General features: G+C 62.3%; 24 protein-coding genes. 14 read left to right on the forward strand and 10 right to left on the reverse strand.

Annotated features, from left to right (window positions below):
• Positions 1-49: 49 nt before the first annotated feature.
• Entirely contained in the window at positions 50-1213 is a 1164-nt protein-coding gene (locus tag HALLA_RS13540; RefSeq protein WP_049953855.1) for an HD domain-containing protein, read from the forward strand.
• A gap of 24 nt (positions 1214-1237) precedes the next feature.
• Here HALLA_RS13540 and alaS read toward each other — a convergent pair whose 3' ends face one another.
• Positions 1238-4018, reverse strand: a complete 2781-nt coding sequence (gene alaS, locus HALLA_RS13545; protein ID WP_049953856.1) for an alanine--tRNA ligase — start codon at positions 4016-4018, stop codon at positions 1238-1240.
• 370 nt (positions 4019-4388) lie between these two features.
• Here alaS and HALLA_RS13550 point away from each other — a divergent pair, with 370 nt between their 5' ends.
• The gene (locus HALLA_RS13550; protein WP_084569017.1) at positions 4389-4862 is read left to right on the forward strand and encodes a helix-turn-helix domain-containing protein; all 474 of its coding nucleotides are present in this window, start codon (positions 4389-4391) and stop codon (positions 4860-4862) included.
• A gap of 34 nt (positions 4863-4896) precedes the next feature.
• On the opposite strand, the gene HALLA_RS13555 is transcribed toward HALLA_RS13550, so the two are convergent.
• The 3 genes from HALLA_RS13555 to HALLA_RS13560 all read right to left on the reverse strand — a co-directional run bounded on the left by HALLA_RS13555 (position 4897) and on the right by HALLA_RS13560 (position 6927).
• A complete protein-coding gene (locus tag HALLA_RS13555; RefSeq protein ID WP_049953858.1) occupies positions 4897-5718 on the reverse strand; it encodes a DUF6159 family protein in 822 nt (273 codons plus the stop codon).
• On the reverse strand, positions 5715-5849 hold the full coding sequence (locus tag HALLA_RS21655) for a hypothetical protein (RefSeq protein ID WP_277921464.1): 135 nt from the start codon (positions 5847-5849) through the stop codon (positions 5715-5717). The genes HALLA_RS13555 and HALLA_RS21655 overlap by 4 nt, the downstream gene beginning before the upstream one ends.
• An 85-nt stretch (positions 5850-5934) precedes the next feature.
• On the reverse strand, positions 5935-6927 hold the full coding sequence (locus HALLA_RS13560) for a replication factor C small subunit (RefSeq protein ID WP_049953859.1): 993 nt from the start codon (positions 6925-6927) through the stop codon (positions 5935-5937).
• Between the two features lie 182 nt (positions 6928-7109).
• Here HALLA_RS13560 and HALLA_RS13565 point away from each other — a divergent pair, with 182 nt between their 5' ends.
• The 3 genes from HALLA_RS13565 to HALLA_RS13580 all read left to right on the forward strand — a co-directional run bounded on the left by HALLA_RS13565 (position 7110) and on the right by HALLA_RS13580 (position 9974).
• Positions 7110-8219: a bactofilin family protein gene (locus HALLA_RS13565; RefSeq protein WP_049953860.1), complete on the forward strand. Its 1110-nt coding sequence runs from the start codon at positions 7110-7112 to the stop codon at positions 8217-8219.
• Between the two features lie 108 nt (positions 8220-8327).
• A complete protein-coding gene (gene samp2, locus HALLA_RS13570; protein ID WP_049953861.1) occupies positions 8328-8561 on the forward strand; it encodes a ubiquitin-like small modifier protein SAMP2 in 234 nt (77 codons plus the stop codon).
• Between the two features lie 624 nt (positions 8562-9185).
• The gene (locus tag HALLA_RS13580; RefSeq protein WP_049953863.1) at positions 9186-9974 is read left to right on the forward strand and encodes a mechanosensitive ion channel family protein; all 789 of its coding nucleotides are present in this window, start codon (positions 9186-9188) and stop codon (positions 9972-9974) included.
• Positions 9975-10023: 49 nt separating this feature from the next.
• On the opposite strand, the gene HALLA_RS13585 is transcribed toward HALLA_RS13580, so the two are convergent.
• Positions 10024-10449, reverse strand: a complete 426-nt coding sequence (locus tag HALLA_RS13585; RefSeq protein ID WP_049953864.1) for a hypothetical protein — start codon at positions 10447-10449, stop codon at positions 10024-10026.
• Between the two features lie 285 nt (positions 10450-10734).
• Between HALLA_RS13585 and HALLA_RS13590 the strand changes: the two genes are divergently transcribed.
• The 3 genes from HALLA_RS13590 to HALLA_RS13600 all read left to right on the forward strand — a co-directional run bounded on the left by HALLA_RS13590 (position 10735) and on the right by HALLA_RS13600 (position 12285).
• The gene (locus tag HALLA_RS13590) at positions 10735-11187 is read left to right on the forward strand and encodes a DUF1467 family protein (protein ID WP_049953865.1); all 453 of its coding nucleotides are present in this window, start codon (positions 10735-10737) and stop codon (positions 11185-11187) included.
• A 49-nt stretch (positions 11188-11236) separates the two neighbouring features.
• Complete coding sequence (locus tag HALLA_RS13595) at positions 11237-11755, forward strand: GNAT family N-acetyltransferase (RefSeq protein ID WP_049953866.1); 519 nt, start codon at positions 11237-11239, stop codon at positions 11753-11755.
• A 161-nt stretch (positions 11756-11916) separates the two neighbouring features.
• Positions 11917-12285, forward strand: a complete 369-nt coding sequence (locus tag HALLA_RS13600; RefSeq protein ID WP_049953867.1) for a hypothetical protein — start codon at positions 11917-11919, stop codon at positions 12283-12285.
• Positions 12286-12350: 65 nt separating this feature from the next.
• Here the strand turns inward: HALLA_RS13600 and HALLA_RS13605 are convergent, their stop codons facing one another.
• Complete coding sequence (locus HALLA_RS13605; protein WP_049953868.1) at positions 12351-13697, reverse strand: tryptophanase; 1347 nt, start codon at positions 13695-13697, stop codon at positions 12351-12353.
• Positions 13698-13893: 196 nt separating this feature from the next.
• On the opposite strand from HALLA_RS13605, the gene HALLA_RS13610 reads away from it, so the two are divergent.
• The 4 genes from HALLA_RS13610 (at position 13894) to HALLA_RS13625 (ending at position 16968) form a co-directional block, all read left to right on the forward strand.
• Positions 13894-15525: a long-chain fatty acid--CoA ligase gene (locus HALLA_RS13610; protein WP_049953869.1), complete on the forward strand. Its 1632-nt coding sequence runs from the start codon at positions 13894-13896 to the stop codon at positions 15523-15525.
• A 143-nt stretch (positions 15526-15668) separates the two neighbouring features.
• Positions 15669-16052, forward strand: a complete 384-nt coding sequence (locus tag HALLA_RS13615; RefSeq protein ID WP_049953870.1) for a hypothetical protein — start codon at positions 15669-15671, stop codon at positions 16050-16052.
• Positions 16053-16256: 204 nt separating this feature from the next.
• Positions 16257-16634, forward strand: a complete 378-nt coding sequence (locus tag HALLA_RS13620; protein ID WP_049953871.1) for a winged helix-turn-helix domain-containing protein — start codon at positions 16257-16259, stop codon at positions 16632-16634.
• A 1-nt stretch (position 16635) separates the two neighbouring features.
• Positions 16636-16968, forward strand: a complete 333-nt coding sequence (locus HALLA_RS13625) for a hypothetical protein (protein ID WP_049953872.1) — start codon at positions 16636-16638, stop codon at positions 16966-16968.
• Between the two features lie 30 nt (positions 16969-16998).
• Here HALLA_RS13625 and HALLA_RS20045 read toward each other — a convergent pair whose 3' ends face one another.
• Positions 16999-17145 (reverse strand): DUF1328 domain-containing protein, encoded by a 147-nt coding sequence (locus HALLA_RS20045; RefSeq protein ID WP_084569018.1) that lies wholly within the window; start codon positions 17143-17145, stop codon positions 16999-17001.
• Positions 17146-17249: 104 nt separating this feature from the next.
• Positions 17250-18428 carry an aspartate kinase gene (locus HALLA_RS13630; RefSeq protein WP_049953873.1) on the reverse strand — a complete coding sequence of 393 codons (1179 nt, stop codon included), beginning with the start codon at positions 18426-18428 and terminating at the stop codon, positions 17250-17252.
• 263 nt (positions 18429-18691) lie between these two features.
• Here HALLA_RS13630 and HALLA_RS13635 point away from each other — a divergent pair, with 263 nt between their 5' ends.
• Positions 18692-19135 (forward strand): hypothetical protein, encoded by a 444-nt coding sequence (locus HALLA_RS13635; protein ID WP_049953874.1) that lies wholly within the window; start codon positions 18692-18694, stop codon positions 19133-19135.
• Between the two features lie 81 nt (positions 19136-19216).
• Here the strand turns inward: HALLA_RS13635 and HALLA_RS13640 are convergent, their stop codons facing one another.
• Positions 19217-20824 (reverse strand): DNA-directed DNA polymerase II small subunit, encoded by a 1608-nt coding sequence (locus tag HALLA_RS13640; RefSeq protein ID WP_049953875.1) that lies wholly within the window; start codon positions 20822-20824, stop codon positions 19217-19219.
• A 102-nt stretch (positions 20825-20926) separates the two neighbouring features.
• On the opposite strand from HALLA_RS13640, the gene HALLA_RS13645 reads away from it, so the two are divergent.
• Positions 20927-22174, forward strand: coding sequence for a S26 family signal peptidase (locus HALLA_RS13645; RefSeq protein ID WP_084569019.1), 1248 nt, complete (start codon positions 20927-20929; stop codon positions 22172-22174).
• Between the two features lie 54 nt (positions 22175-22228).
• Here the strand turns inward: HALLA_RS13645 and HALLA_RS21345 are convergent, their stop codons facing one another.
• Positions 22229-24307, reverse strand: a complete 2079-nt coding sequence (locus tag HALLA_RS21345; protein WP_049953876.1) for a Cdc6/Cdc18 family protein — start codon at positions 24305-24307, stop codon at positions 22229-22231.
• Between the last annotated feature and the right edge of the window lie 1388 nt (positions 24308-25695).

Here is a 25695-nt window from a genome sequence, read left to right on the forward strand (position 1 = left end):
AGGAACGCGACATCGGATCGATTTTGCCGCACCCGCGGAAAGGAGAGGTATGAACGCGATCAAAGACGCCGTCCACGACTACATCGAGGTCGACGGGGTCGCCCGCGAACTTCTCGATACGGCGGCGGTGCAGCGACTCCGACACGTCAAACAGCTCTCGACGGTCCGGCTCGTCTACCCCTCCGCGAGTCACACCCGCTTCGAGCACAGCCTCGGCGTCTATCACCTCGCGAAGCAGGCACTCGAGCATCTCGAGATCAGCGACGCTCGCGCCGAATCCGTCCGCGCGGCGGCGCTACTGCACGACGTCGGCCACGGACCCTACGGCCACCAGACCGAGCGGATCATCGAGCGCCGCCTCGGCCGCCACCACGACGACGTCGACCACCTGCTGGCCGACGGCGAACTCGCGACCGTCCTCGAGTCCCACGGCCTCGAGCCGGGAGCGGTCGCCGACCTGATCGCCGGCGAAGGGAAACTCGGCCAACTCGTCTCGAGCGACCTCGACGTCGACCGGACTGATTACCTCGTTCGCGACGCCCACCACACGGGCGTCCCCTACGGCACCGTCGATCCCGGTCGACTCGTCCGCGTGCTGCAGTTCGTCGACGGCGACCTCGCGCTCGCGGCGGGCAACGTCGCCACCGCCGAGAGCCTGCTCGTCGCCCGCGCGCTGATGAACGCGACCGTCTACCGCCACCACGTCTCCCGGATCGCCGGCTCGATGCTCGAGCGAGCCAGCGAACGACTGCTCGACGAAACCGACCTCGACGCGGCGACGTTCGCCCGGATGACCGACGCCCAACTGCTTGCCGCGCTCCGAGAGTGCGATCGGACCGAGCCGCTCGCCGCCCGACTCGCCGAGCGTCGCCTGTACAAACGCGCCGTCTGGGCGGAACTCGAAGGGGTCCCCGAATGGGTGCTCGAGGCCGGCCACGCAGCGTGCAGGGACCTCGAGGCCGACCTCGAGCGATCGCTCGGCCTCGAACCCGGCGCGGTCATCATCGACTGTCCCGGGCGACCGAGCATGCCCGAAATCAACGCACGGGTCGTCGTCAACGGCGACGTTCGCCGACTCCACGAACAGTCGCCGCTGGTGCAGGGACTGCAGGCCGCCCAGCGCGCCCAGTGGCGACTCGGCGTCTACGCGCCCGAGACACACGCTGAGACGGTTCGGGACGCGGCGACGGACGCACTCGAGCTGTCCGGGTAAACGCGGTACAAAAGCAGTCGAATCTCAGGCGTTCAGCACGTGGCGCAATACGTCGGGCGCGTCCTCGAGGGCGTCGTCGAGATCCGCTTCGTTAGGGCCGCCGCCCTGCGCGAAGTCCGGCGGGCCGCCGCCGCCGCCGCCGACCTTGCTCGCCAGTTCGCTGACGACCTCGCCGGCGTTGACCGCGACGTCGTCGGGGACGGCGACGACGAACTGGGCGCCGCTCTGTCCCGAGCCTAAGACGGCGACCGCACCGTCCTCGACGAGCGCGTTCGCCGTGGCCCGAAGTTCGTCCATGTCCGCGTCGATGCGCTGGACGACGGCCGTCGCGTCGCCGACCTCGACCTCCTCGCCGCCGCCACCGCCGCCCGCACGGGCCGCGGCCAGTTGTTCTTTGAGGTCCTCGATCTGTTTGCCGCGCGCTTTCCACTCCTCGAAGAACCGCGCTGCAGTCTCGGGGACGTTCTGGGGCGTTACGTCGAGCGTCTCCGCTGCCTCGTAGAGTGCGTCCTCTGTGGCCTGCGTCGAACCGATCGCCGCCTCGCCGGCGGCGAAGACGAGTCGTTCGACGCCGTCCTGTACGCGTTCGGTGTTGAGCACTTTGATCGCGCCGATGTCACCGGTTCGGGCGACGTGGGTCCCCCCGCAGGCCTGGATGTCCTCGCCGACCTGGATCAGGCGGATGTTCGTTCCTGGCGGAATGCCGCCCTGATAGAGGTCGAAGCCGTGTTCGGCTTCTGCCTCGTTTCGGTGGGGCCACTCCTGGGTGACCGCGATGTTGTCCATCACCATCTCGTTGGCGAGGTGTTCGATCAGTTTGACCTCCTCGCGGGAGATTCGATCGTAGTGGCGAACGTCGATTCGGGAGGATTCGACGCCCTTCTGGGCGCCGGCCTGTCGAATGTGCTCGCCGAGTACCTGTCTGGCGGCGTGGACGACGATGTGGGTCGCCGTGTGCTGGCGCATGAGCTGTCGGCGACGGGGGCCGTTAATCTGGCCGTTGACGAACTCGCCTTTCCCCACTCGCTCGTCGGCCCGGTGGAAAATGACGCCGTCTTCGACCTGCACGTCTCGAATCTCGACGGTCGTATTGTCGGTCGAAATGGTTCCCGTATCGGCCGGCTGTCCGCCGCCTTCCGGGTAGAACATCGTCTGATCGAGGACGATATCGTAGCCGTCCTCGCGCTCGAAGACATCGAGGATGACGGCTTCGAACTGGGTCCGTTGCTGGTCGTCGTAGTAGAGTTTCTCCGTCTCCGGGAGGTCCGAGAACCGATCGTCCTCGTCGTCTGCACCCTCGAGTTCGGCATCCGTCGTATCATGTCGGTCGGCGACGAGGCTGTAGAAGTCGTCCGGAACGTCGACTTCAGCACCGGCCTCCGCAGCGATTTCCTCGACCATGTCGGGCTGGATGCCGTGGGAGTCGTAGAGTTCGATCAGTTCGTCGGTCGGGATCGGCTCGCCTTTCTTGGCGTACTCCTCGGCGAGGGTTTCGACCCGTCGACCGCCGCGGTCGAGCGTCTCGCGGTACTTCTCGACTTCCGTCCGGACGATGTCGCGGACGGTGTCGCGGTTCTCGTACTCGAGTCGCTCGGCCTGCATGTCGACGAGTTCGTCGAGCGGCGCGTCGACGCCGACGGTGTCACAGAGCCGCTTCGTGCGCCGAAGCACCATTCGCGTGAGATAACCGGTGCCGACGTTCGAGGGGACAATTCCGTCACCGAGCATGTACGCGAGCGTCCGGCAGTGATCCGCGATGGCGTAGATCGACTCGAGCGGTTCCAAGAGGTCGCGAAGCTCATCGGTCGGAATGTCGAGCGCGTCGGCGATGTCGTCTCGCGCCGCCTCGACGTCGTCGACGTCGTCGATGTCGAGTTGGCCCGAGAGCCGCGACGCGCGGGCGATGATCTCCTCTTCGCGCTCGGTGTGCTCGAGGCCCGCGTTCTCGGTGAGGAAGTCGATCATCTCGGGGTAGATCGCCTGATAGACCGTCGGCGTGCCCTGGCTCATCCAGGTCCAGCGCTCGAGGCCGTAGCCCGTGTCGACGACGTAGGTGTCCATGTAGGAGTAGCGGTTCCCGTCTTTGAGTTCGTACTCGCCGTCGGGGTCTTGCTCCATGCACATGAAGACCAGCGTCGCCAGCTCGAGGCCGCGGTAGATGACCTCGATGGCGGGGCCAGCGTTGCCGCCGCCGACCCAGGGATCCTCGATGTAGGTGACCTCGGTGATGTCCGCACCCATCGACTCGAGCAGTTCGTCGCAGTACTGGACCGTCTGGTCCTTCCAGTAGACCTCCCCCTGGTAGGCGTACTGCTCGGGGTCGTCGATATCCTCGCGCGCGTTGAACGCGTGGTGGGCCATCATCTCGAAGGCCATCGTGTGGCGACCCGTCTTCCCGACGTTGTCGATGTCCTGCATCCGGATGCAGGGCTGGGAGATCGTCAGCGGGTTCGCCGGCGGCGGCGTCTGGCCGCTCGTGATCAGCGGCTGGAAGTCGTAGATCGACGCCTGGGTCAACAACACGTCATCGCGCCAGCGGTTCGCCGCGACGGGATAGGGGTCGATGCGCTCGTGGTCGTGGTCCTCGAAAAAGGAGAGAAAGGCCTCCCGCATCTCCTCGAGGCTGTACTCCTGTTCGAAGCCGGGGCTCCCGATGAAGTCGTACTCGGCACACGGGGGTTCGCCGCAGGTCTCCCGCTCGTGATCGCGCGTCCAGAAGTGCGCGCCACACTCCGAGCACGTCTTTCGCTCGAAGCCCTCCTCCTCGAAGTACTCGAGGCGGTATTCTTCCTCCAGTTCGCTCATTCTACGTGTGATTGGCTCTGGAAAGCCTAAAACAGTTCCGCAACGGGTATCCGAGAAATAATCGCAAGACAAACACGTTGTTTCAGGAGTCTGAGTCGGTTGTACCGACGCGAGGAAAGCCACCTACCGCGTCGAAACGTCCGTCAGTAGGCGACAAACGGGTGTTTCGAAAAGACGGTACCTCGAGTGAGTGAGTACGAATCAGTTGTGTTATCATTCCGTCCGGCGCTCGAGGATCGTCGGCTGTTTCGAAACGAGCGTCGGAAACCGGGACGAATCGTCGGCCCCGGCCGTAGTCTGAGTGCAGACGGTAACTTCGAACTGCGTCTCCGTTACCAGTGTCGTTTTAGTGTGAGACGCAGACGGAAACATGAACACGACCATGGGACGACTGTTTTCGAGAGATTCCGACGCGACGGTCGAGCGAAGCGAGACGCCACAAGTCGTCTGTCTCGACGACGATCACGCGAACGAGATCCTCGGGGCCCTCCAATCGGAGACCGCGCAGTCTGCGTTTCGCGCGCTGAATCGAGAACCGATGGCCGCGGCGGAACTCGCGGCCGAACTCGAGGTATCGGTCCAGACGGCCGGCTACCACATAGAGAACCTGCTCGACGCGAACCTCATCGAACAGCACGAGACGGTTTACTCCGAAAAGGGGCGCGAGATGGCCGTCTACGGCCCGGCAACGGAACCGACCATGCTGTTTTTCGGCACCTCGGACGACCAGCGAGCGCTCGAGTCGGCGTTCAGGGAGTACGCCTCGGTGCTCGGGGTCGGGGCCGTCGTACTCGCGATTCGGGGGGTGCTATCGCCGTTAGAACCTCTTTTCGACTGGCTGTAGCGGATCGCGGGAGTCCATCGCCGGCGTCGTTCGGTCACGAGGGATCCGCGTCTTCGACGAGCGTGGACTCGTCGAACTCCCCGGGCATCGTTCCCGATCGGGCGAAGACGTACAGCGCCGTTTTCGCGATCGCTCCGAGCGTGTACCCGGCGAGCATGCCGAGACCGACGAGCAGTCCGCCGCCGAGAACGGCGACGAGCAGCGCGGCGTCACCGGGGACGACGACGTACAACGCGACGCCGACTACCAGCCCCGGAACGAACAACAGGGCGGTGACGAACCCGACGCCGAACTCGGAGCCGAGCGTTTCGCCCCACGTGTCACGGATGATCTGGCCGCTCTCCTGTATCATCGTGGTCGGCCCGGCGTCCTCGAGGACGACCACCGGGATGACGAAGTACGTCAGCGCGAGCCACCCGGTGCTAAGCAGCGCCGAGAGGATGACGCCGACGATATCGCTCGATTCCTCAAGCGCCTGCAGCGCGAGACCGACGAACGCGCTCAGGATCGACCAGACCAAAAGCGCCCGGAGATGGGAGCAGGCGGCGCGGAACGCGTCGGTCGCCGACGGCGTCTGTCCGGCGAACGTTTCCCTGCTCGCCCAGACGAGCGCGGCGATGCTAACGGAGACGAGGAACATCGACCCGGCGTAGGCACCAACCAGCAGCGCGATCACGAGGGCGAGCGACTCCGATCCGCCGAGTGCGACGAACCCGCCGAAGACGGTGGCGAGATACGCGACGGTTGCGACGCCCCCAACGATCGGATAGACCGTCAACCGCGGGTTCGCCCGAAGGACCGCTGCGCTGCCGCCAGCGAGTCGAAACCCGGTTCCGAGCCGGTCGCGGAGACTCATCCGTCGATCACCACCGCCTGCAATCCCGTTCTCGCCGGTCGCTCGACCGGCATCTCCGCTCGCGCTCGAGACGGAGTCGCGCCCGAGTCACCGTACCCCGTCGTCCACTGGTGTCTGAATGTCCCAGCCATACGGGTCTATTTGTTGGATAGAAATAAAAATCAGCCGAAGGGTTCGAACTGGTTCGAACACATACCGACCCCTGATCCGGTCCGCTCACGCCTCGTTTTCGAGCGCCAGCGCCGCCAGCATCGCCTCGAGTTGCAGTCGTTCGTTCGCGCCCTCCGTGATCCGGTAGTCGACCTCGCCGAGTCGCTCGAGCAGTCGCACGGTCGCCTCCTCCGAGAGGTCGAACTCCCAGGCCGAGCGGTGAAGCTGATCGATCACGTCGCCGCCCGCGAGCCCGCGGTCCATCAGCAGCGTCTCGAGGGTCGAGCGGGCGGCGGTGAAGTCGCCGTCGATGGCCTGTGCGACCATCGCCTCGACCTCCTCGGGACGGGCGGTGGCCGTGATCGCGAAGACGCCGTCCTCGTCGACCGTTTCGCCCATCACCGCCGCGGCCTGCAGGCCGTTGATCGCCTTTCGCATGTCGCCCGCGGCGGCGTAGACCAGCGCGTCGACGCCGCCGTCGGTCACCTCGATGTCCTCGTTTTCGGCGATTTCGCGCACCTGTTCCTCGATCGCCGATTCGGAGAGTTCGGTGAAGCGAAACACCGCACACCGGGACTGGATGGGGTCGATGATCTGACTCGAGTAGTTACACGAGAGGATAAAGCGAGTGTTGTGCGAGAACTGCTCCATCGTCCGGCGGAGCGCGGACTGGGCGTCCGAAGTCAGCGCGTCGGCTTCGTCCAGAAAGATGATCCGGTAGTCGTAGCCGCCGAAACTCGAGCGCGCGAAGTTCTTGATCCGGTCGCGGACGACGTCGATCCCGCGCTGGTCGGAGGCGTTCAACTCGAGGAAGTTATCGCGCCAGTCGTTTCCATAGATTTCGCGGGCTACAGCCTGTGAAGCCGTAGTTTTCCCGGTACCGGCCGGACCCCCCAGCATGAGGTGCGGCAGGTCGTCCTGCTCGACGTACTGGGAGAGCCGCGGGATGATGTCTTCGTGGCCCTTGATGTCGTCGAGGGTTTCGGGACGATACTTCTCGATCCAGACTTCGGTCCGTCCCGGCGTCGACTCCGCGGTCTCGGCGTCGGCCTCGCTCATACACGTCGAGAAGGGCGGGCCGAAGATAAAACGACCGAACCGCGAGCAAATTGGATCGCCCGAGCGGCCGGTTCGAAACGGCCTCGAGTCGCCCGTACTGACCCTCTCCGAAAATGTCATCACAGACACTATTTTATCGTCCAGCGCGGCGTATCGGCAATATGTCATCGTCCACCGCAGCAATGTCGGAATCGAGCGCGTCGAAACGCTCATCGACTGGCGGCCTGGCTCGAGTCGCCGTGCTCGTGTTGGTCCTCGTACTCGTCGTCGGAATCGGGCCGGGGCTCGTCGCGGCCCAGTCGATCGAGGGGCCCGACGGCGTCGACGGCACAGTCACCGTCGACGAGGGAGAAACCGTCGACAGCGTCGAGGCGTTCGCGGGGAACGTCATCGTCGACGGCACCGTCACCGGCGACGTGAACGCGGTCGCCGGGAACGTCTACATCAATGGAGAGGTCGAGGGGGACGTTTCGGTCGTCTCGGGCAATCTCGAGGTCGCCGGAGCCGTCAACGGCGACGTGAGCGCAGCCGCGGGCAACGTTCGCCTCACCGAGGCGGGATCCGTTGGCGGCGAGTTCCAGGCGGGCGGCGGTGCCGTCTTCGTCGACGGCACGATCGACGGCGACGCGACGATCGGCGCAGACACGATCGAACTCGGCGAGACGGGCGTCATCTCGGGCGACCTCGAGTACAGTGGCGACCTGCAGGGCGAGACGGGTGTCGTCGAGGGGGAGACCACCCAAACCTCGTCGGTCGGCGTCGGTCCCGTACAGGGGCTCGAGCCGATCGTGACGTGGCTGTTCGCGCTGTATACGCTGGCGCTGAACCTGCTCTTGGGAGCGGCGTTGCTCTTGCTCTTCCCGCGCTTTTCAGCCGGTGTCGCCGACCGGGTCGCGTCCGTTCCGGTCCGGGCGGGGCTGGTCGGGCTGGCGGTCCTCATCGTCGTACCCATCGCGCTGATCGCTCTGGCGATCACGGTCGTTGGGATTCCGCTCTCGATCGTCGGCGGGTTCGTCTTCGCGCTGTTCGTCTGGATCGGGATCGTCTACGGGCGGTTCGCCGTGGCGGCCTGGCTCCTGTCGCTCGTGGGGATCGGCAATCGCTGGCTCGCGCTCGTCGTGGGGTTAGTCGGCGGTGCGGCGCTCGCACAGATCCCGATCGTCGGCCCCGCTGTGAACGTCCTGATCTTCCTGCTCGGTCTCGGCGCGCTCGCGATGACGCTCTTCAGCGGCCGACGACGGAGCCGCGAATCCACGACACCGACGGGAACCGACGGATCGACCGCTGACTGACTAGCGACAACTGATCACCGCCGATTGACTAGCGACGACTGACCGGGCTCGAGCGCTCGGCCCAGCGGCCAACGACGCCCTCAAGTCCGGACGGCGACAACGGGGCGTATGCGCGTCACCGTGGACGTCAAAGGCGAAGGGACCCACGAGTTCGCCCTCGAGGACGTCCCTACTAACTCGGACGGAGCGGTGGACAGCAAGCCGACCTACGCCGATCTGCTTGCCGAAGTCGATCTGAGCCCCCACGAGGTGTCCGTTCTCGTCGATGGCCGTCCCGTTCCAGAGGACCAGCCAGTCGACACGGAGCACATCACGGTACTTCGATTGATCAAGGGCGGGTAATCCCGTATTACCAAATTCACCCGCGCGGCCGGTAAATGAGCGCCAGCCGGTCGATCTCACGAGCTACCGACCGAACTACTCATCCTTCGGTTCGGGCCACTATAGAGTGTCTCCCGACGGGATAGGGCGGGAAAGCCCAGAAGTGGTTTGTCGGTTCGACCGAACCGGCGGTCGGTTTCCATCTGTGAACGCTTCTCGATTCCAGCGGTCGCTCGAGTCGGTACTCGACGGCTCGCATGTCTCGAGAATCCGGACAGTCCGTTCACTGCCGGCTCGAATTCCGTCTCGTGTCCACGCTCGAGCATTGCTCGAGAACTGAGGTGTCTCCGCGTTGGTCGCTAGTATTGATTGTCGGGACATATTACTGGTCGGTAAGCCGGTGAATCGGACGAGAGTCAATCGTCTTTTATCGGCCCCCGTCTCTCGATTTCGGTGGGCGGCCGTCTACAGGCCGTTGTGGATGTCGATGAAATGCACTCTCGACCTGTGATGATCAGCCGTCCGTGTTACTCCCCGTAGCAAATAGTTCACCGATCGTGTCGGCCACGTCAGCAACAGGCTTTTTTGCAGACTCAAAAATATCTACACAATTACAAAGGCCGGTTCGAGCCTACGATGACAGGCATGGTACAATCCCTACCCGCACAGGCGGTACAGCTTCCCAACTGGCTGCAGGACCCGGTAGCAGAACTGATAACATTCGTTCCCCGGCTGGTCGGTGCGGTGATCATCCTCCTCATCGGCTGGGTCATCGGTCGCTTCGCGGCGGGCGTCGTAGGCCGCATCGCCGACGGCATCGAACTCGATCGAATGGTCCTCGAAACGCCGCTCGGACGCATCCTCGGCGGGACTGAACAGGCCGTCTCGAGCGCGTTCGGTTCGTTGGCGAAGTGGTTCGTCTACGCGCTCGCGATTCTCGCGGCGGCGAACGCGCTGGCGATTCCGACGCTCTCGGAGTGGATCTCGACGGCGGTGTCGTACCTGCCGGCGTTCATCGCCGGCCTGCTCGTCATCGTCCTCGGGTTCGTCGTGGCGGACTTCGTCGGCGACGTCATCGAACGGACCCGGGCCGCGACGCAGACGTCCTACGCGAGCTGGTTCGCGAACGGCGCCCGGATGTTCCTCTACTTCACGGCGATCGTCATCGGCCTCGATACGATGGGGATCGACGTCGACATCCTCTACGTCTTCGCCAGAGCGCTCGCGTGGGGACTGGCGGCCGCGGTGGCCATCGGTGCCGGCGTCGCGTTCGGATGGGGCGGCAAAGACTACGTCTCCGAAAACATCGACGGCTGGATGGGACGGACGAGTACGGTCGCGCCGTCCGAAGAGAGCCGATCCGAGAGTCCGCGCAGTAGCGACCACGATACGGGCTCCGAACCGAGCGCCGGACCGGGCGCAGAAGACGACTAGTCGCGCCGCTCACGGCCTCGAAAATCCGCTGCGTACGGGCTGGAAAGCGTCACTCGGCCGGCGGTGCTATTTTTTCGGCGTGCTCGTCGTCTCCCTCGAGGGGAAAGAGCGGCTTGACCGGCACGACGACGTAGGACGTGACGAGTTTCCCGTCGATCGGTCGTCGCTTCTCGACGCGGGCGAGTCGATGCGTCCCAGCGTAGACGCGCTCGATCCGCTCGAGGATCGATTCGAACGCGTCGGCGTCGAATCGCTCGGCCGGAACGCGGTCCGTGGCGACCGCGACGCCGCGTGATCGTGCGTAGACGTCGAGGCGGCCGTCGAAGACGCGCTCGAGTTCGGCGATTCGCTCGTGAACGTCGCCGATCGACTCCCGACCCGGTCTCGGGGGGAACGCAACGTACGCCTGATACTGGTCGGGCCCGTCCGCGACGAGGCGCTTCCAGAGTCGCTTTACTCGAGAGGTCCGTGTCATCGACGTAGTACGTGACGTGCCCGCAGGGCGTTTGGAGTGCGTTCGGCCAGTTGCGAGTTCTCGGTCCCCGACGAACCGTCGGCCAATTGCGAGTCTTCTGCAGACGGCGAGTCTTCGACCGGTCGGTGTGTATCCTGCCGCATCGTTCTCACGTTCGTCTCGTCCGCGCCAGTAATACGTCCTTTGTTGTCCGCTCAGGGAGGTCAGCGAGCCGTTTATTCACTGAAACCGACCGTTTCGAAGTCCGCGAGACATTTGTACGGTCGGCCGATACTGGCGTGCAGAATGCGTCCCACAATCCCCGCTCGATCGACACTCTTCCTCGCAGTTTCGGCCGGGTTCGTCGCCCTCGGCGTCGCGATTAACGACGGATTTGCGCCCTCGCTCCGAACGATTCTCGCGCTCGCGGTGACGGCTGTCGGACTCTTCGGCGTCGCCACCGCCGTCGGCGACCGCCCGCTCGAGTCGCTGCGCCTCGCTACGGGTCGGTTGTGGACGGTCGCGTTCGTGGCGTTTCTTCCCTACGGTCTGACGACATCCCCGAACAGCGAGGAAGCCGCCGCTCTCGGCGAGGCGCTCTCCGGACCGTTCGCAAGCGCCGCGCTCGAGGCCGTCGCCGGGGCCGGGATCCTCTGTGCGGTCGTGGTAACGGTACTTTATGCGTTCGCGAGCTACGGAATCTATCCGGGGCGGCCGACGCCCGAAGAGCGCGTGCTGGAAGAGCGGCAAAACGAATAGGTACGCCGAGGGTCGAGAGTCAGCGGCCGTACGGTAGCCACCAGAACCGATGTACACGCGCATTGCAACCCAGGACGACGCCCTCGAGGTCCGGCGGATTCTCGACGCGGCGATGTTAGAGCCCGGCGACGTCGAGAGTCGAATCGACGCGAACGACGTCTTCGTCGCGGGGGATCGGTGGCCGGCGACTCGCGCCGACCACGGCAGATCGGCACAGGGCGGTGGGAGCACACGAACTGAGAGCGACGACGCAGCACAGATTGGACGTGAGGAGTCGACAGATACCGACGAGCGGATACTCGGAGCCATCGTCCTCGAGCCGCTCGCGGACGTTGGGGAGCCGCCCGAATCCGCTGCAGAGGGAGCCCACGTCAGCGCGATCGGCGTTCGACGGCGACATCGAGGACGGGGGATCGGACGTGCGCTAATCGAACGCGCACTCGAGCGCGAGGGCCGGTTGACCGCACACTTCGACGCCGGCGTTCGGCCGTTTTACGAGTCGCTCGAGTTTTCGATCGAGGCAATCGACGACGAGCGGTATCGGGGCTCGCTGGCCGGACCGCGCTGAGAGGACGGGGCGCTGTCTTCGGAGAGGACGAGTCGGTTATCGCTTAAAGCATGGGTCAGTCATCCCTGAAAGTGCGGATCAGTCATCTCTGAGAGCGCGGGTCGGTTAGCTCTGAGCGCGCGGGTTGGTTTTATGAACGAGACCGTGGTACGTCGGTGCGCATGAATCTACAACGGCTCCTCCGCGGTGATCCCGGACGGAATTCGCTGCTGTACCTCGGGATCGGCGTCATCTCGCTGATGAAAGCCCTCGCCGTTCGAGATGACTCCGCACGGTTTCGCCGAGAACTGCTCGACGCCGGGCTATTCATCGGCGTCGGTCTCGCCCTGCGACGGTACAGCACGATGCGGGCACAAAAGCGCGCGGAACTCGAGGAACAGCTTCCGAACTGGATCGTCGACGCCGCCGGCTCGACGGGGTCACAGAGCGGTCTACGAACGCGAGCGAAACGACGGCTCACCAGCAGGACGAAAGCGGAGCCGAGACCGACGCTCGGCGACCGTGCGCGACGTGTCCTACAAAAGCGCTAACTGTGCCTGGAGGCTGAAAAAGCGCTCACCGACAGACTGCAAGAACACGCTCCGCAGAAGCGTCTTCACCTCGAGACGGGCTCGAGTTCGGCGGTGAAGTGGCGCAGTTCCGGAATCTCGGGCTCGGTCGCGAGTCGGAGCCCGTCGACTGTATCGCGGTTTTCGTAGGCTCTTTTGACCGTCTCGAGAACGTGTTCGAAGTGTTCCTGATGGTAGGTTCGACGCGGAATCGCGAGGCGGACGAGTTCCGGCCGGTCCGAATCGGGGAACGCGAAGCTGCCGAGTTCGACCCCGCGAACCCCGCCTTCGCGGTAGAGTTCGCAGACGAGGACCTGTCCGGGGAACTCGCTCGAGTCGAGATGAGGGTAAAACGACCCGGCGTCGAGATAGACGGCGTGGCCGCCGACGGGCGTGTAGGTTGGGATGTCGGCTTCCTCGAGCATCGATCCGAGCGTTCGAACCTGCTCGATTCGGTCCTCGATGTAGGCGTCGGTGACCGCCTCGCGAAGCCCGACGGCCATCGCCTCTATGTCCCGGCCGGCCATGCCGCCGTAGGTCGGGAACCCTTCGTAGAGGATGGCTCGGCTCTTACAGCGCTCGAAGAGGGCTTCGTCTCGAGTCGCGACGAACCCGCCCGTGTTCGCGAGGCCGTCTTTCTTCCCGCTCATCACGACGGCGTCGGCGTACTCGAGTTGTTCTCGAGCGATGTCGGCGACGGACATCTCGGCGTACTCGTCCTCGCGTTCGCGGACGAAGAAGGCGTTCTCGGCAAATCGACAGGCGTCGATGACGAACGTGGCGTCGATCTCATCGGCGAAGGCGCGAACCCGGCGCGTGTTCTCGATGCTGACCGGTTGGCCCGCCGTCGAGTTGTTGGTGATCGTCGAGATGACCAGCGGCACGTTCTCCGCGCCGACCTCCGAGACGGCCTCGCGGGCGCGCTCGACGGAGAAGTTCCCCTTGAACGACTCGGCGGCGCTCAGGTCGTGTGCGCCTTCAATCGGGCAGTCGACGGCTTCCGCACCCTGATTCGCGACGTGCGCTCGAGTCGTATCGAAGTGGGTGTTGTTCGGGACGACGTCGCCCTCGGAGAGAATGGACCCGTAGAGCACGTTCTCCGCGCCTCGGCCCTGATGGGCCGGGATCACGTACGGGAACCCCATCACGTCCGCGACGGCCGACTCGAGCCGTTCGAAACTCGGCGACCCGGCATAGGACTCGTCGCCGCGGTGCAACGCGGCCCACTGCTCGTCGCTCATCGCTCCCGTTCCGCTATCGGTGAGAAGATCGATGTAGACGTCGTCGGCCGCGAGCGCGAAGACGTTGTAGCCGGCTTCCTCGAGCGCGCGTTCGCGCTCGTCCCTGCCGGGTAACCGGATCCGTTCTACGGCTTTTGACTTGTAAGCAACCATGAAATGGCCGACGGCCTCGAGATTGTTTACTCTATCTGATATAAAGTGGCCATCGAGGGGCCGACCCGGCACCCAGTCGACGGCTTCGCGCAGTAATGGACTGAAACGCGTTCGACTGAGCCGTCGCCAATTTCGGTAGGCTGACAGTGTGATACCAACACATACTATTATGAGGAATAGGACAGAATCCAGAGACATGGCTGGGTACGACCAGACGTTGAGACCGTTTCTGTGGCGTGCCGAACGACTGTATCCTGACCGAGAGGTCGTCTCGCGGACCCACGAGGGGATCGAACGACACACGTACAGCGAGTACGCCGATCGAACCCGGCAGTTAGCGAACGCGCTCTCTGATCTCGGAGTCGGCGACGGGGGCGAGCGGGTCGGCACGTTCTGCTGGAATCACAGCAGACACGCCGAAATCTACTTCGGGGCGCCCAACATCGGGGGACAACTGCACACGATCAATCCGCTGCTTCCGCCCGAGCACATTCAGTACATCGTCGAGAACGCCGCGGACGCGGTGCTTTTCGTCGATCCCTCGCTGCTCGAGCCCCTCGAAGCGGCCTACGACGAGGCGGCGTTCTCGAGCGTCGAGCAGTACGTCGTCATCGGAACGGAGGTCCCCGAAACGAGTCTCGGTCCCGTCACCGACTACGAGTCCTTTATCGGTGGACAGCCGACCGAGTACGACTGGCCCGAACTCGACGAGGAAACGCCGGCGGGGATGTGCTACACCTCCGGAACCACCGGCAAGCCCAAAGGCGTCGAGTACACCCAGCGGATGCTGTGGTCGCACACGATGTCCACGCTCACCCCGCAAGGACTCGGCGTTCGCGACGCCGACGTTGTGATGCCCGTCGTCCCGATGTTCCACGTCAACGCCTGGGGACTGCCGTTTACGGCCACCGCCGCCGGCGCGAAGCACGTCTATCCCGGCCCCTCGCCCTCCCCCGCCGACCTCGTTTCGCTCATCGAGGAGGAAGGCGTCACCCTCACCGCCGGCGTGCCGACGGTCTGGCTCGGCGTCCTCGAGTATCTCGAAGAGAACGACGCGGACCTCTCCTCGTTAGAGCGCATCGTCATCGGCGGCAGCGCGGCCCCCAAAAGCCTGATCGAGCGGTACGACGACCTCGGCGTCGACGTCGTCCACGCCTGGGGAATGACCGAGATGTCGCCCGTCGGGACCGTCGCACACATCAAGGAAGGACTCGGCGACCTCTCGGCCGACCAGCAGTACGAGAAACGCGGCAAACAGGGACTGGTCGTCCCCGGCCTCGAGTTCAAAGTGGTCGACGACGACGGCGAGGAAATCGAGTGGAACGGCGAGGAGTTCGGCGAACTGTACGTTCGGGGCCCGTGGGTGACCGACTCGTACTTCAAACGCCCCGACGCGAACGAGGCGGATTTCGAGGGCTCGTGGCTCAAAACCGGCGACATCGTCACCGTCGACGACGAGGGCTACATCCAGATCGTCGACCGCGCCAAGGACGTGATCAAAAGCGGCGGCGAGTGGATCTCCTCGGTCGAACTCGAGAACGCGATCATGGCCCACGACGCCGTCAGCGAGGCGACCGTCATCGGCGTCCCCCACGAACGCTGGCAGGAACGACCCGCCGCGTTCGTGGTTCCCGCCGACGGTGCGGACCTCGAGGAAGACGAGTTCGAGAGCGAACTCGAGTCTTTCGTCGGCGAGAGCTACCCCGACTGGTGGACGCCCGACACCGTGGTCTTCATCGACGAGGTACCGAAGACCGCGACCGGGAAGTTCAACAAGAAGGTGCTACGCGAGGAGTACGCGACGGAGGATCTGCTCGCAGAGGAGTAAACTGCCTCGGCGTCTCGGACCGCGAGATCTCGAAGCGTCCAAAGACGGGTTAGTAAGGACGAATCGGGACTATACCCCCGTGATTCGCTGACTCGGCGAACGCTAGTGATGTACTATAGGTACCTACGATCAATCACTGGTCGATGAACGAATCTCGATCGCTTCCCGAACGGCTCACCGACGACCTGACGGCAGATCTGTCGGTCAGCATCGCCGCGGTCGCCATCGCACTCGTCGCGTTTTTCCTCGCTCCGGTCGGGGAAAGCGTCGGCAATCGATTCCTGTTGATCTGTACGCTCGGCATCTTTATCCCGTACGCGTACGGCGAGTACTGGCCGGTCGAGTATTCGCCGACGTACGCGGTCGTCTGGACGATCGCGGCGGGCCTCGTAACGTCGGGGCTCTTTATCGGGGTCTTTGCGGTGGCCCAGTCCGTGCTGTCGAGTACCGCTGCGGGGGTCGTCGCGTTTGTTGCAACCGTCTGCGTGCAGTACGGGATCGCGATGGTGTTCCCCCGCGTTCGCTAACGACGGACCGAAGACGGGAAACGACGTACTCGAGGAAGGGAGCCGCCGAAACGAACGGAGCCGAACGGCGTGTGACACAGAACGCAAAACATACATCGAGAATCGTACGTGATAGTCGTGACGGGACCTTACCGGACGGGGCGAGACGAATTTCAAACACGCGTTCGGAACTCGAGACGCCGGACCATCGCAGAGCCACGACACGTGAGCGAATCAAATCGAGACGACAACGACGAGCGTGGATCCGATCGATCCCACGAGATATTCGCCCAGCTCGACGACGAGTACGCGCGCGAAATCCTCGTCGAGACGGTCAATGGCTCGCGGTCGGCACACGAACTCAGCGAGGCGTGCGACGCCTCGTTGTCGACGATCTACCGGCGGGCTGAACGGCTCATCGAGTGTGGACTCCTCGCAGAGCAGACCGTCGTCGAAGCGGACGGGAACCACTACAGCGTGTACGAAGCCCGACTCGACAACCTCACGGTCGACTTAGACGAGGACGGCTTCACCGTCACGATCGAATCGAAACCGACGGAGAGCCTCTCAGACCGGTTCACAAGTATGTGGGAGGGACTTTGATATGACACTGACTCCAGCGGCGACGAACCTCTCGTTCGACTACCTGACGTTACTTTCGGTGACGCTCGTCGCGATCGGGTTGGCGCTGTTCATCGTGTTTCAGGCCTATCGCGGCTATCGCCACCACGAGAGCCGTCGAATGCTATTTCTGGCGCTGGGATTGTGCCTGCTGACGATCGTTCCGTTCGCGTTTTCGATCGTCGTCGATTCGGTAGCGCAATTAACGACGCTCGAGCCTCGGGTCAGGTCGTACTACCTTCCGATGGCGAGCCGTCTCAGCGAAGTCGGCGGACTCGGTTGTCTGCTCTATTCGCTTCTGATCGACGCTGAGTGACGATTTCCACGTCCGCCGCGCAACTGACGGTTAGAGAAGCAACGAAACGACCGCGAGCACCAGAAAGATGAGCACGAGCCACTTCGCGATCGTCATCGTGATCCCCGCGATCCCGCTCAGGCCGAAGAAGCCCGCGATTACTGCGATGACGAAGAACGTGAGTGCGAGTTCTAACATGGCTCGAACAATGTGCCATCCGTGAAAATCACTTGAGCCAGACTATGCAAGCCAGGAGAATGCGAGGCGAATAAAAACGAGGCGATCGGAACCGCTCTCGAGACCTAGAACAGGTCTTGCGTTATTTCTAAAGTTTCCTCGCGGTCGTCCCAGTCGACGACGAGCGCGACGCTGGTCGCGCTCGTGATAATGTCCTGGAGGTTGATCCGGGCGTCCGAGAGCGGGTTGACGATGTCGCTGATGATCCCTGGCTGGTTCGGCAGTTCGCCGCCGGTCACGCGGACGACCGCCATCGGCGAGTCGACGGTGACGCTCGAGAACTCGTCGCGGGCGATGACCTCGCGATGGAGGATGTTTTCGGCTCGCTCGGATTCCTCTTCGTCGATGTAAAACGTCACCGTGTCAACGCCGCTTGCGACGGCTTCGATGTTGACGTCGCTCTCGCCGAGCGCTTGGGAAAGGTGCTGGAAGACACCGGGCTGGTTTCGAATCGCCCGACCCGCGACGGTGAGACAGGCGATCGGTCGCTCCCGAAGATCGACGAGGTTCTGAAACTCGCCTTCGATGCTCGTCCCGCCGCTGAGAAGGTCGCCGTGCTGGTAATGGACGACCCGAACGTCGAGGGTGTTGTCCTTGTACGAAAGCGCAGAGGGCGCGACGACCTCTGCGCCCCGGAACGACAGGTTTCGAAGTTCGTCGACGGAGATTTCGCCGACGTTTCTGGCCCCTTCGACGACCCGCGGATCGCCGGTCATGACGCCCTCGACGTCGGTGACGATGACGACCTCGTCCGCGTCCATGTACTTGCCGAGCATGACGGCCGTCGTGTCGCTGCCGCCCCGACCGAGCGTGGTGATCGAGCCGTTCGTTCCCTCCGCGAGGAATCCGGTGATGACCGGCACGACGTCCTCGAGGGTCTCGGCGACCTCGAAGGCGCGCCGTTGGGTCTCCTCGACGTCGACCTCGCCGTGCTCGTCGGTGATAATCGGCCAATCCTCGCTGCCCGGCTCGAGGAATCGCGCTTCGATGTCGCGGGCCGAAAGCGCCGCTTTAAGCATCCTGACGGAGGTTCGCTCGCCCATGCTGACGATCTGGGCTCTGTCCTCGTCGCCGGTTTCGAACGTAATATCCTCGAGCAAATCGTCGGTGGTCGATCCCATCGCGCTCGCGACGACGGCGATTTCGTGGCCGTCTTCGACTGCCGCAGCGACGGAATCTGCGGCCCGGTTGATTCGGTCGCCCGTTCCGAGACTCGTTCCCCCGAATTTAGCTACGACGCGCATAGAGACACCCCACAATCGACGTGAGTGGCCGTGGTATTGCTCATGTGCCAGTTCATTACAAGAGCGAGCAAATAACTGTGTCCCATCGGTCGCGTTTTTACCCGCGACCGGATCGACGCGAACGATTCGGTACGAGGGGTCAGACGGGTCGGTCCAACCGCGCCTACAGTGATGGCGAGGGTCCAATCACTCTCACGGCGGTGTCGAATACCGACGCGCCGCCGGGCGGGATTTATAGTAGTGCAAGCCATTACCACACAATAATGAACATACGCGACGCACTCGAGGCCGATGCCGATGCGCTTGCGTCCATCGCTGACTCGCCAACTGACGTGATGCGGAATCTCGTGCACGATCGGACGGTCCGCGTCGCTGAAGACAGCACCCACGATCCAAACGCGGACGTTCAGGCCAGCGACACGCAGTACGACGAATCGAATCCCGAGGACCTGCTCGGGTTCGTGAGTTTTGACGCGAAAGACGACACGGTCCACGTCACCCAGATCGGCGGCACGGACGACGCCTGCGTCGAACTGCTGGCCGAGCCCGTTCGGTTCGCGGAGGGTGAATCGATGACCGTCGAACTCCTCGTCCCGCCGGAGGCCGACGGCGTCAAAGCCGCCGCCGACCAACTCGGCTTTCGAAACTGCGGGTCGGGCCCCCGGTTCGAAAACGCGCGCACGGAGAAGTTTCAGCTCGAGCCCTGATTCGACTCGAGCCGTGATAGATTAGGGCTCGGTTTCGACTCGAGCACGTTCGACCCGAACACAAGAGAGAGTGTCGGCGTCTTAGCTGAACTTCTGGACGGTTACGTCGAGCGTGTCGAGATCGACGATCGGCGCGTAGCCGGCGTCGGGGTCGATGTTGACGCTCTTCTGGAAATCCGTCTGGGCCTGCCAGCATCCGGAGTTGATCGCGAGTACGTTGTGGTACTTGCCGAAGCCGAGTTTGTGGACGTGGCCGGTGTGAAAAATGTCGGGGACGTCTTCGATAATCAGGTAATCTTCCTTCTCGGGAGCGAGCCTCGTGTGACCGCCGAACTGCGGGGCGACGTGGCGCTTTTTGAGGAGGTGGTACATCGCTTTGTGCGGTTCGTCGTAGTTCGCCTTCTCCTCGGGCAGTTCAGCGATCACTTCGTCGAGGCTGACGCCGTGATACATCAGGACCGAGACTCCCTCGAGGGTAACCGTCGAGGGATTGCTCACGATCCGCGGATCGTGGGCGGACATGATGTTTCGGAGGCGCTCGTCGAATCCCGGCTGGGGCTCTGCGAGTCGGACCGCGTCGTGGTTTCCCGGAATCATCACGATATCTAAATCGCCGGGTACCCGTTTGAGACACTCGTTGAACGCCTCGTACTGGTCGTAGATGTCGACGATGTCGAGTTCCTCGTCCTGATCCGGATAGACGCCGACGCCCTCGACCATGTCGCCGGCGAGCAACAGGTACTCGACGTGCTGGGCCTCTTCGGTGTGCAGCCAGTCCGCAAATCGGTTCCAGGCGTCCGCCATGAACTCCTGGCTGCCCACGTGGACGTCGCTGATGAGCGCGGCCTGAACGTGGCGGTCCGCGGTGGACGGTTCGTACGTCCGCGGCACGTCCGGAAACGACATCGAGTCGACGAACGCGATGCCCGAATCGTCCGCCAGCGTCCCCTCCATCGCCAGCACCTCGTCGCAGAGCAACTCCTCGACGAGGTCGGCGTACTCCCTGTCTTTCATCACCAGCCACGGGAACGTCCCGGTCGCGTCCTCGAGTTCGATCAGCCAGTGCCCGCTCGCGGTCGAGCGAATGTCGTTGACGAGTCCGACCATCGCCGCCTCGCTCCCGCCCGGCATGCTCTGGATGGCGGAGGCCGGACGATGGTTGAACCGACCGCGAAGTTTCGACCCCAACCGCTCGAGTCGGTCGCGAAAGACGGCGACGAAGTCCTTGTACTCGCCCGTTCCAGTACTCTCACCGGTCATATCGTTCGCGATCTCGAGCGAGCGTCTCGAGATGTCGCTCGACCGCTCGATGTGGTCGACAGACCCCTCCGTTTCAACTGGAGGATCGGTCCTCGGTGTGGGTGACGGTTGGGAGGGGTCTCCAGTCGAAACGGAGGGGTTGTTCTGCGGCCGGTCTGTGGAATCGTCTCCGTCCCTCGAAGGATTGGATGGGGGCGATTCGCTCGATACTGGCGATGATTCGCTCGAGGCCGGCGTCGACTCCTCGAGAACCGCTCGAACGTGCTCCGTGCGCACGACCAGCGTTCTCTCGGGTAGCTGCTCGACGACCTGCTCGAGGGTCGGCTGTGGTCGCTCCGCGGCGGCGATGAGGGTCACGGCCTCGCGCTCTGCGTTGTACCCGCGGGTGGTCAATTCGCTGACGATCCGGGCCGGACCCTCGAGTGGCACACGATTCGCATTCGCGAGTGGCGAGAAAAGGATGACGGATCGGCTCCCCGCGAATGACGCGGAGGGGAAAGTTGATACACGGTCCTCGCAAAATGAAATTCAATGGGCGATGGCGACGGCAACGACGGCTACGACGACCGAGACCGAACCGGTTCGTCGTCCGAGTCAGACGACTATCGCGAACCGGAGAACAACGGGAACGAACCCAAAAACGGTACCGAGGAGCCCGGGTACGGTGCCGACAAATCCGAGCCTGACAGCGATGAACTCGAGGATCGCACCGACGAATCCGAGACCGGCACTGACGAACTCGAGAACGGCACCGATGAACCCGGCAATCACGGGGACGAATCCGAAATAGCCGACCCGGAATCTTCTCGAGCGACTGCCGACGGATTCGACGATCCGGACGACCGGACGGACTCGAGTCGGACCTCGAGTTCTCGAAGCGGGTCCGACAGCTCTCGAGGCGTCGCTGAAACCTCGCAAGGAGCGGGCGAAACGCCTCGCACACGATCCGATCGCGCTCGAGCGCAGTCCAACGACGCTCGAAGGGAGACCAACGACGCTCGAAGCGACTCGACAGACCGGGTGACGATCGAGGACGACGGACTCCTCCGGTGGTTCTTGAAGACGGAGGATGGAACCGTCATGATGGTCCGGGATGTCCTGACAAGTGTCGCGATCGTTGCAGCAATTGGACTTGTGTTGTTCGCCATCAGCGGAATCTGGCCGCCGCTGGTCGCCGTCGAGAGCGGAAGTATGCACCCCAATATGCAGGAAGGGGATCTGATCTTCGTCGTCGGTGAGGATCGGTTCGTCGGAGATAACCCGGTCGACGGAACCGGCGTCGTCACGCTCGAGAGCGGCCAGGAAAGCGGCTACGACAAGTTCGGAAAGGCCGGTGACGTCGTCGTGTTTCAGCCGGGTGGGAGCGAAACAGCTACACCAGTGATACACAGAGCCCACTTCTGGGTCGAAAAGGGAGATAACTGGGTCGAACAGGCGGATCCGGCGATCATCGGCGAGGACACGACCTGTAGTGAGGTTGAGTCATGTCCGGCAGACCACGATGGATTCATCACGAAAGGGGATGATAACGGCGGCTACGATCAGGAAGCCGGGGCCGGTGCGAGGTCTAATGCTATCGTCAAACCCGAATGGATCACCGGAAAGGCGTCGTTCCGGATTCCGTGGCTCGGAAACATCCGCCTGCTGTTCGATAAGTACCTGTTCGGAGCGATCAGCGGGACGGTCGCGCCACAGGCGGTCGCCGGCGTTTCGATTGGAGCCAGCAGCGTCGCCGGAGCCGTTACCGTTGCGGGAAAACACTGGTCTGATCGAAACTGAATTACGACGACTTTATCGGACGGAAACGGCGACCTCGAGTAGACTACACAGAAACTAGTTTTCGAACCGCGCCTGCACGAACGGCTGGATATCGTCGATATCGCTCAGTCTCGAGTCGCTCAGTAAGACGGCCTCCGTCTCCTCGAGTGGAACGGAGAGGCTGATCTCCTTGGTCCGGCCGTACCGTCCCTTCGAGACGACGACCGCGTTTACGATCCCGAGCATGTCGAGTTCGCTGATGAGGTCCGTCACGCGCCGCTGGGTGAGCACGTCGGCGTCGATCTCCTCGCAGAGGCGCTTGTAAATGTTGAACACTTCGCCCGTGTTGATGCTTTTGACGCCGTGTTTCTCGAGCGAGATGATCGAGAAAAGGACGAGTTTGCTCTGGGTAGGTAACGTTCGAACGACTTCGACGACCCGATCGAGTTCGATCTTGTCCTGGGCCTGTCGGACGTGTTCCTCGACGATGGTTTCCGATTGGGACCGCTCGGCGAGTTCGCCCGCCGTTCGAAGGAGATCAAGCGCGCGACGCGCGTCGCCGTGTTCCTGGGCGGCAAAGGCCGCACACAACGGGATCACGTCACCCGAGAGCGCACCGCCTTTGAACGCGACCTCCGAGCGGTGCTGGAGGATATCGCGCAGCTGGTTCGCGTCGTAGGGCGGGAAGACGATCTCTTCTTCGCCCAGACTCGACTTGACGCGCGGATCGAGAAAGTCAGTGAACTTCAGGTCGTTCGAAATACCGATGATCGAGACGCGAGAGTTCTCGAGTTCGGAGTTCATCCGCGAAAGGTTATAGAGCGTATCGTCGCCGCTTTTCTCGACGAGTTTGTCGATCTCGTCGAGCATGATGACGACGACCCGTTCTGAGTAATCGACCGCATCGAAAAAGACGCTGTAGACCCGATCGGTCGGCCACCCGGTCATCGGAACCTCCTCGAAGGACTCCTTGTCTTCTTCGAGTTTCGCGATCCGATCCTCGACGTCCTCGAGCGAGTCGAACGGTGTCGACTCGAGGGGGTGCTCGACGATACCGGTCGACGGCTCCCCGTCACCGGATTCGAACCCCTCAGTTTCGACTGGAGAATCGTCCGACGAAAGGTCGATATCCGACTCATCCGAGTCGCGGTCAGCAGCGGTCATAGCTGGATCGAGAGATGAAGTCGAATCGGGGGATGAAGTCGAATCAGGACTTGAAGTCGAGTTGGGATTTGAACTGGAATTCGACCGTGCGCGCGAAGAAGTCGCTTCATCGCTCTGGTGAGCCCCAGCGTTCACCGAGTCATCTGACTTGTCGGAGTCGCCGCCCGAAGAGTCGTCGGTATCGAAGTTCGGGCCATCCGCCGCCGATATGCTAGTTTGCTCGGTCGTCACGTTACTCGATCCAGCGACGTCGTCGTGATCCATCGCCGAATCTGCCGACGAGGGGCTTGGAGCGGTCTCATCCGATGCGTTCGAATCGGTTGGATTCGCGTCCGTCGTCGACCGATTGCTCTCCGTTCCCGTATTCGCCCCTGGGTCAGCGCTCGAGGCGAGTCCCGCTTGGTGTTGCGTACTCGAAATATCCTCGGATGATTGTCCACGTCCCGTGTCCGAATCGTGGCCGCGGTCGAATTCCTCGACCGACTCGATGAGCGATCGGAGTTCGGCGATGCGCGTTTCGATCCGGTCTTCGTTCTCTTCGATGAACTTGTTCGCGAGTTGTGCGAGCACCCGATACTGCGTATCGGTCACTTCGCAGTTGATGTACTCGACGTCGCAGGGAACGCTGTATTTCGACGACGTGCTTTCGAGTTCCTTGCTCACGAATTTTGCGCTCGCGGTCTTTCCCGTTCCCGTCTTGCCGTAGATCAGGATGTTCGAGGGGGTTTCCCCACGCAACGCGGCGACGAGGATCGTCGCCATCTTGTTGATCTGGTCGCTCCGGTGGGGGAGTTCATGTGGCGTGTACGATGGTCTGAGAACCTCCTTGTTCTCGAAGATTGGCTCACCGCTCAACAGATCGTCGAACAGACCCTGGTTCGGCTCGTCGTCGCCGAGATTGGATCCTTTCAACTCGGTAGAGAACCCGTCAGGGCCTCCGAGTTCGACGTTTCGGTCCGAATCCGTCATATCTAATTCGTCGTCAGACATTCGTCGTGCGTACACCCCGTCATTTCGAGTGGAACGTGACTCGAGCGCGAGCTATTGTGGCCCGTACGGGCCTGAAAGAAGCCATTCAAGCGTACGAGTTCGCGATCGGAGTCCAGTTGATGCAAACGAACCAGAGGAACACCTAGCTATTAAATTCTTCCCTTCTGATTCCAAGAATTGTCGTTTCGCAGTTATTTCGAGAACGGCCAACGTACTCAGAAGGACACTTCCTATTCAGGACGGATAGTATCCAGAAGGGGCAGATTCGTATCCAAGAGGAATAGTATACTTGTGTCGTGCGTGATGTTCCGTACGTGCGTGATGTTGCTTTTGGTGGTGTTGGCTATAGTGCCGTAGAAAGTTTCGAGCATGCTGCTGAACCACGGGTACCGCACGGTTCTCGAGAGAGTGATCGAACTTCGTTCAGGACGCCGTTCCATCAGAAGTATTCCACGAGAATCGGGGGTAGAGAACCGGGAGGACGATAGTTTTACGCGAGCGGCAGGTTCGACGACTTTCTTCGATATTGGTTGCAGTTGAACATACTACTAATAGCCGAGCATTGGCGGGGTGTCTCCAATTGATGCGAACGATTGTTGATTTTCGCGGTGGAAGTGCGATATGATTGCTGTCGGAGATGATACATAGACAGTAATCGGGCTGTAGTGAACTGTATATGGGTTGTGGTGGGCTGTATGCGGGCTGTGGTAGGCTGTATTCGAGATGTAGTGGACTGTATAGCTGATCTAGTTGCGGAGTTGATACCATGGAAGTTGTCGTGGAACCCCCCACCCCTTCGTTTCAGGTGGAGAAGGTTACGAGAGGGGGTAGGGTTGCGAGAGTGTTTTATTATGGGAAGATTCATATTGATTGCTTCGAAACAGTATCCGTAGAACTAGCAAAACCAATAGATTACTAGAGTTAGATTAAGTTATCCTAGTCGTTACTAGAACGGCGCGTCTATAGCAACTCAGTTACTAGAACTCTGAATCTCCGCTCTATCCCGTCACGAAGCGGTCTACCCGTTCTTTTCGTCTTTTAGAGCGACGTTCTTTCTCATCCTACCCGATTTTCCCCACTTTGGCACCCCCACCACTTCTCCATCTCCAGTCGAAACAAAGGGGTGGGGGATCAGCCGGAAATACTAGTATGGTTCTAGTACTCATACAATTACCTCGCTACCCGAGTACTCGTGACCTTCCCAGTCAACCACAGTCCTTCTCGTTTTCACGGGTCTGGAACCATATCGACTCTCGAGCGAGAGATATTCGTCTCCGTTCTCGATTTCACGCACCTCTCTTTCGAGTGGGTCTATTCCGACTGTTTCGGGGGGTCTACTCCATCTGTTTCGAGTGGATTTATTCCGACTGTGTGCTCGAGTTAGCACG

Origin of the sequence: Halostagnicola larsenii XH-48, assembly GCF_000517625.1 — an archaeon.
Lineage (GTDB): Archaea > Halobacteriota > Halobacteria > Halobacteriales > Natrialbaceae > Halostagnicola > Halostagnicola larsenii.

What these genes read in the sequence shown, in the direction of transcription:
- HALLA_RS13540 (WP_049953855.1), top strand. Translation starts at nt 50, where the DNA reads ATGAACGCGATCAAAGACGCCGTCCACGACTACATCGAGGTCGACGGG.
- alaS (WP_049953856.1), bottom strand. Translation starts at nt 4,018, where the DNA reads ATGAGCGAACTGGAGGAAGAATACCGCCTCGAGTACTTCGAGGAGGAG.
- HALLA_RS13550 (WP_084569017.1), top strand. Translation starts at nt 4,389, where the DNA reads ATGAACACGACCATGGGACGACTGTTTTCGAGAGATTCCGACGCGACG.
- HALLA_RS13555 (WP_049953858.1), bottom strand. Translation starts at nt 5,718, where the DNA reads ATGAGTCTCCGCGACCGGCTCGGAACCGGGTTTCGACTCGCTGGCGGC.
- HALLA_RS21655 (WP_277921464.1), bottom strand. Translation starts at nt 5,849, where the DNA reads ATGGCTGGGACATTCAGACACCAGTGGACGACGGGGTACGGTGACTCG.
- HALLA_RS13560 (WP_049953859.1), bottom strand. Translation starts at nt 6,927, where the DNA reads ATGAGCGAGGCCGACGCCGAGACCGCGGAGTCGACGCCGGGACGGACC.
- HALLA_RS13565 (WP_049953860.1), top strand. Translation starts at nt 7,110, where the DNA reads ATGTCGGAATCGAGCGCGTCGAAACGCTCATCGACTGGCGGCCTGGCT.
- samp2 (WP_049953861.1), top strand. Translation starts at nt 8,328, where the DNA reads ATGCGCGTCACCGTGGACGTCAAAGGCGAAGGGACCCACGAGTTCGCC.
- HALLA_RS13580 (WP_049953863.1), top strand. Translation starts at nt 9,186, where the DNA reads ATGGTACAATCCCTACCCGCACAGGCGGTACAGCTTCCCAACTGGCTG.
- HALLA_RS13585 (WP_049953864.1), bottom strand. Translation starts at nt 10,449, where the DNA reads ATGACACGGACCTCTCGAGTAAAGCGACTCTGGAAGCGCCTCGTCGCG.
- HALLA_RS13590 (WP_049953865.1), top strand. Translation starts at nt 10,735, where the DNA reads ATGCGTCCCACAATCCCCGCTCGATCGACACTCTTCCTCGCAGTTTCG.
- HALLA_RS13595 (WP_049953866.1), top strand. Translation starts at nt 11,237, where the DNA reads ATGTACACGCGCATTGCAACCCAGGACGACGCCCTCGAGGTCCGGCGG.
- HALLA_RS13600 (WP_049953867.1), top strand. Translation starts at nt 11,917, where the DNA reads ATGAATCTACAACGGCTCCTCCGCGGTGATCCCGGACGGAATTCGCTG.
- HALLA_RS13605 (WP_049953868.1), bottom strand. Translation starts at nt 13,697, where the DNA reads ATGGTTGCTTACAAGTCAAAAGCCGTAGAACGGATCCGGTTACCCGGC.
- HALLA_RS13610 (WP_049953869.1), top strand. Translation starts at nt 13,894, where the DNA reads ATGGCTGGGTACGACCAGACGTTGAGACCGTTTCTGTGGCGTGCCGAA.
- HALLA_RS13615 (WP_049953870.1), top strand. Translation starts at nt 15,669, where the DNA reads ATGAACGAATCTCGATCGCTTCCCGAACGGCTCACCGACGACCTGACG.
- HALLA_RS13625 (WP_049953872.1), top strand. Translation starts at nt 16,636, where the DNA reads ATGACACTGACTCCAGCGGCGACGAACCTCTCGTTCGACTACCTGACG.
- HALLA_RS20045 (WP_084569018.1), bottom strand. Translation starts at nt 17,145, where the DNA reads ATGTTAGAACTCGCACTCACGTTCTTCGTCATCGCAGTAATCGCGGGC.
- HALLA_RS13630 (WP_049953873.1), bottom strand. Translation starts at nt 18,428, where the DNA reads ATGCGCGTCGTAGCTAAATTCGGGGGAACGAGTCTCGGAACGGGCGAC.
- HALLA_RS13635 (WP_049953874.1), top strand. Translation starts at nt 18,692, where the DNA reads ATGAACATACGCGACGCACTCGAGGCCGATGCCGATGCGCTTGCGTCC.
- HALLA_RS13645 (WP_084569019.1), top strand. Translation starts at nt 20,927, where the DNA reads ATGGGCGATGGCGACGGCAACGACGGCTACGACGACCGAGACCGAACC.
- HALLA_RS21345 (WP_049953876.1), bottom strand. Translation starts at nt 24,307, where the DNA reads ATGTCTGACGACGAATTAGATATGACGGATTCGGACCGAAACGTCGAA.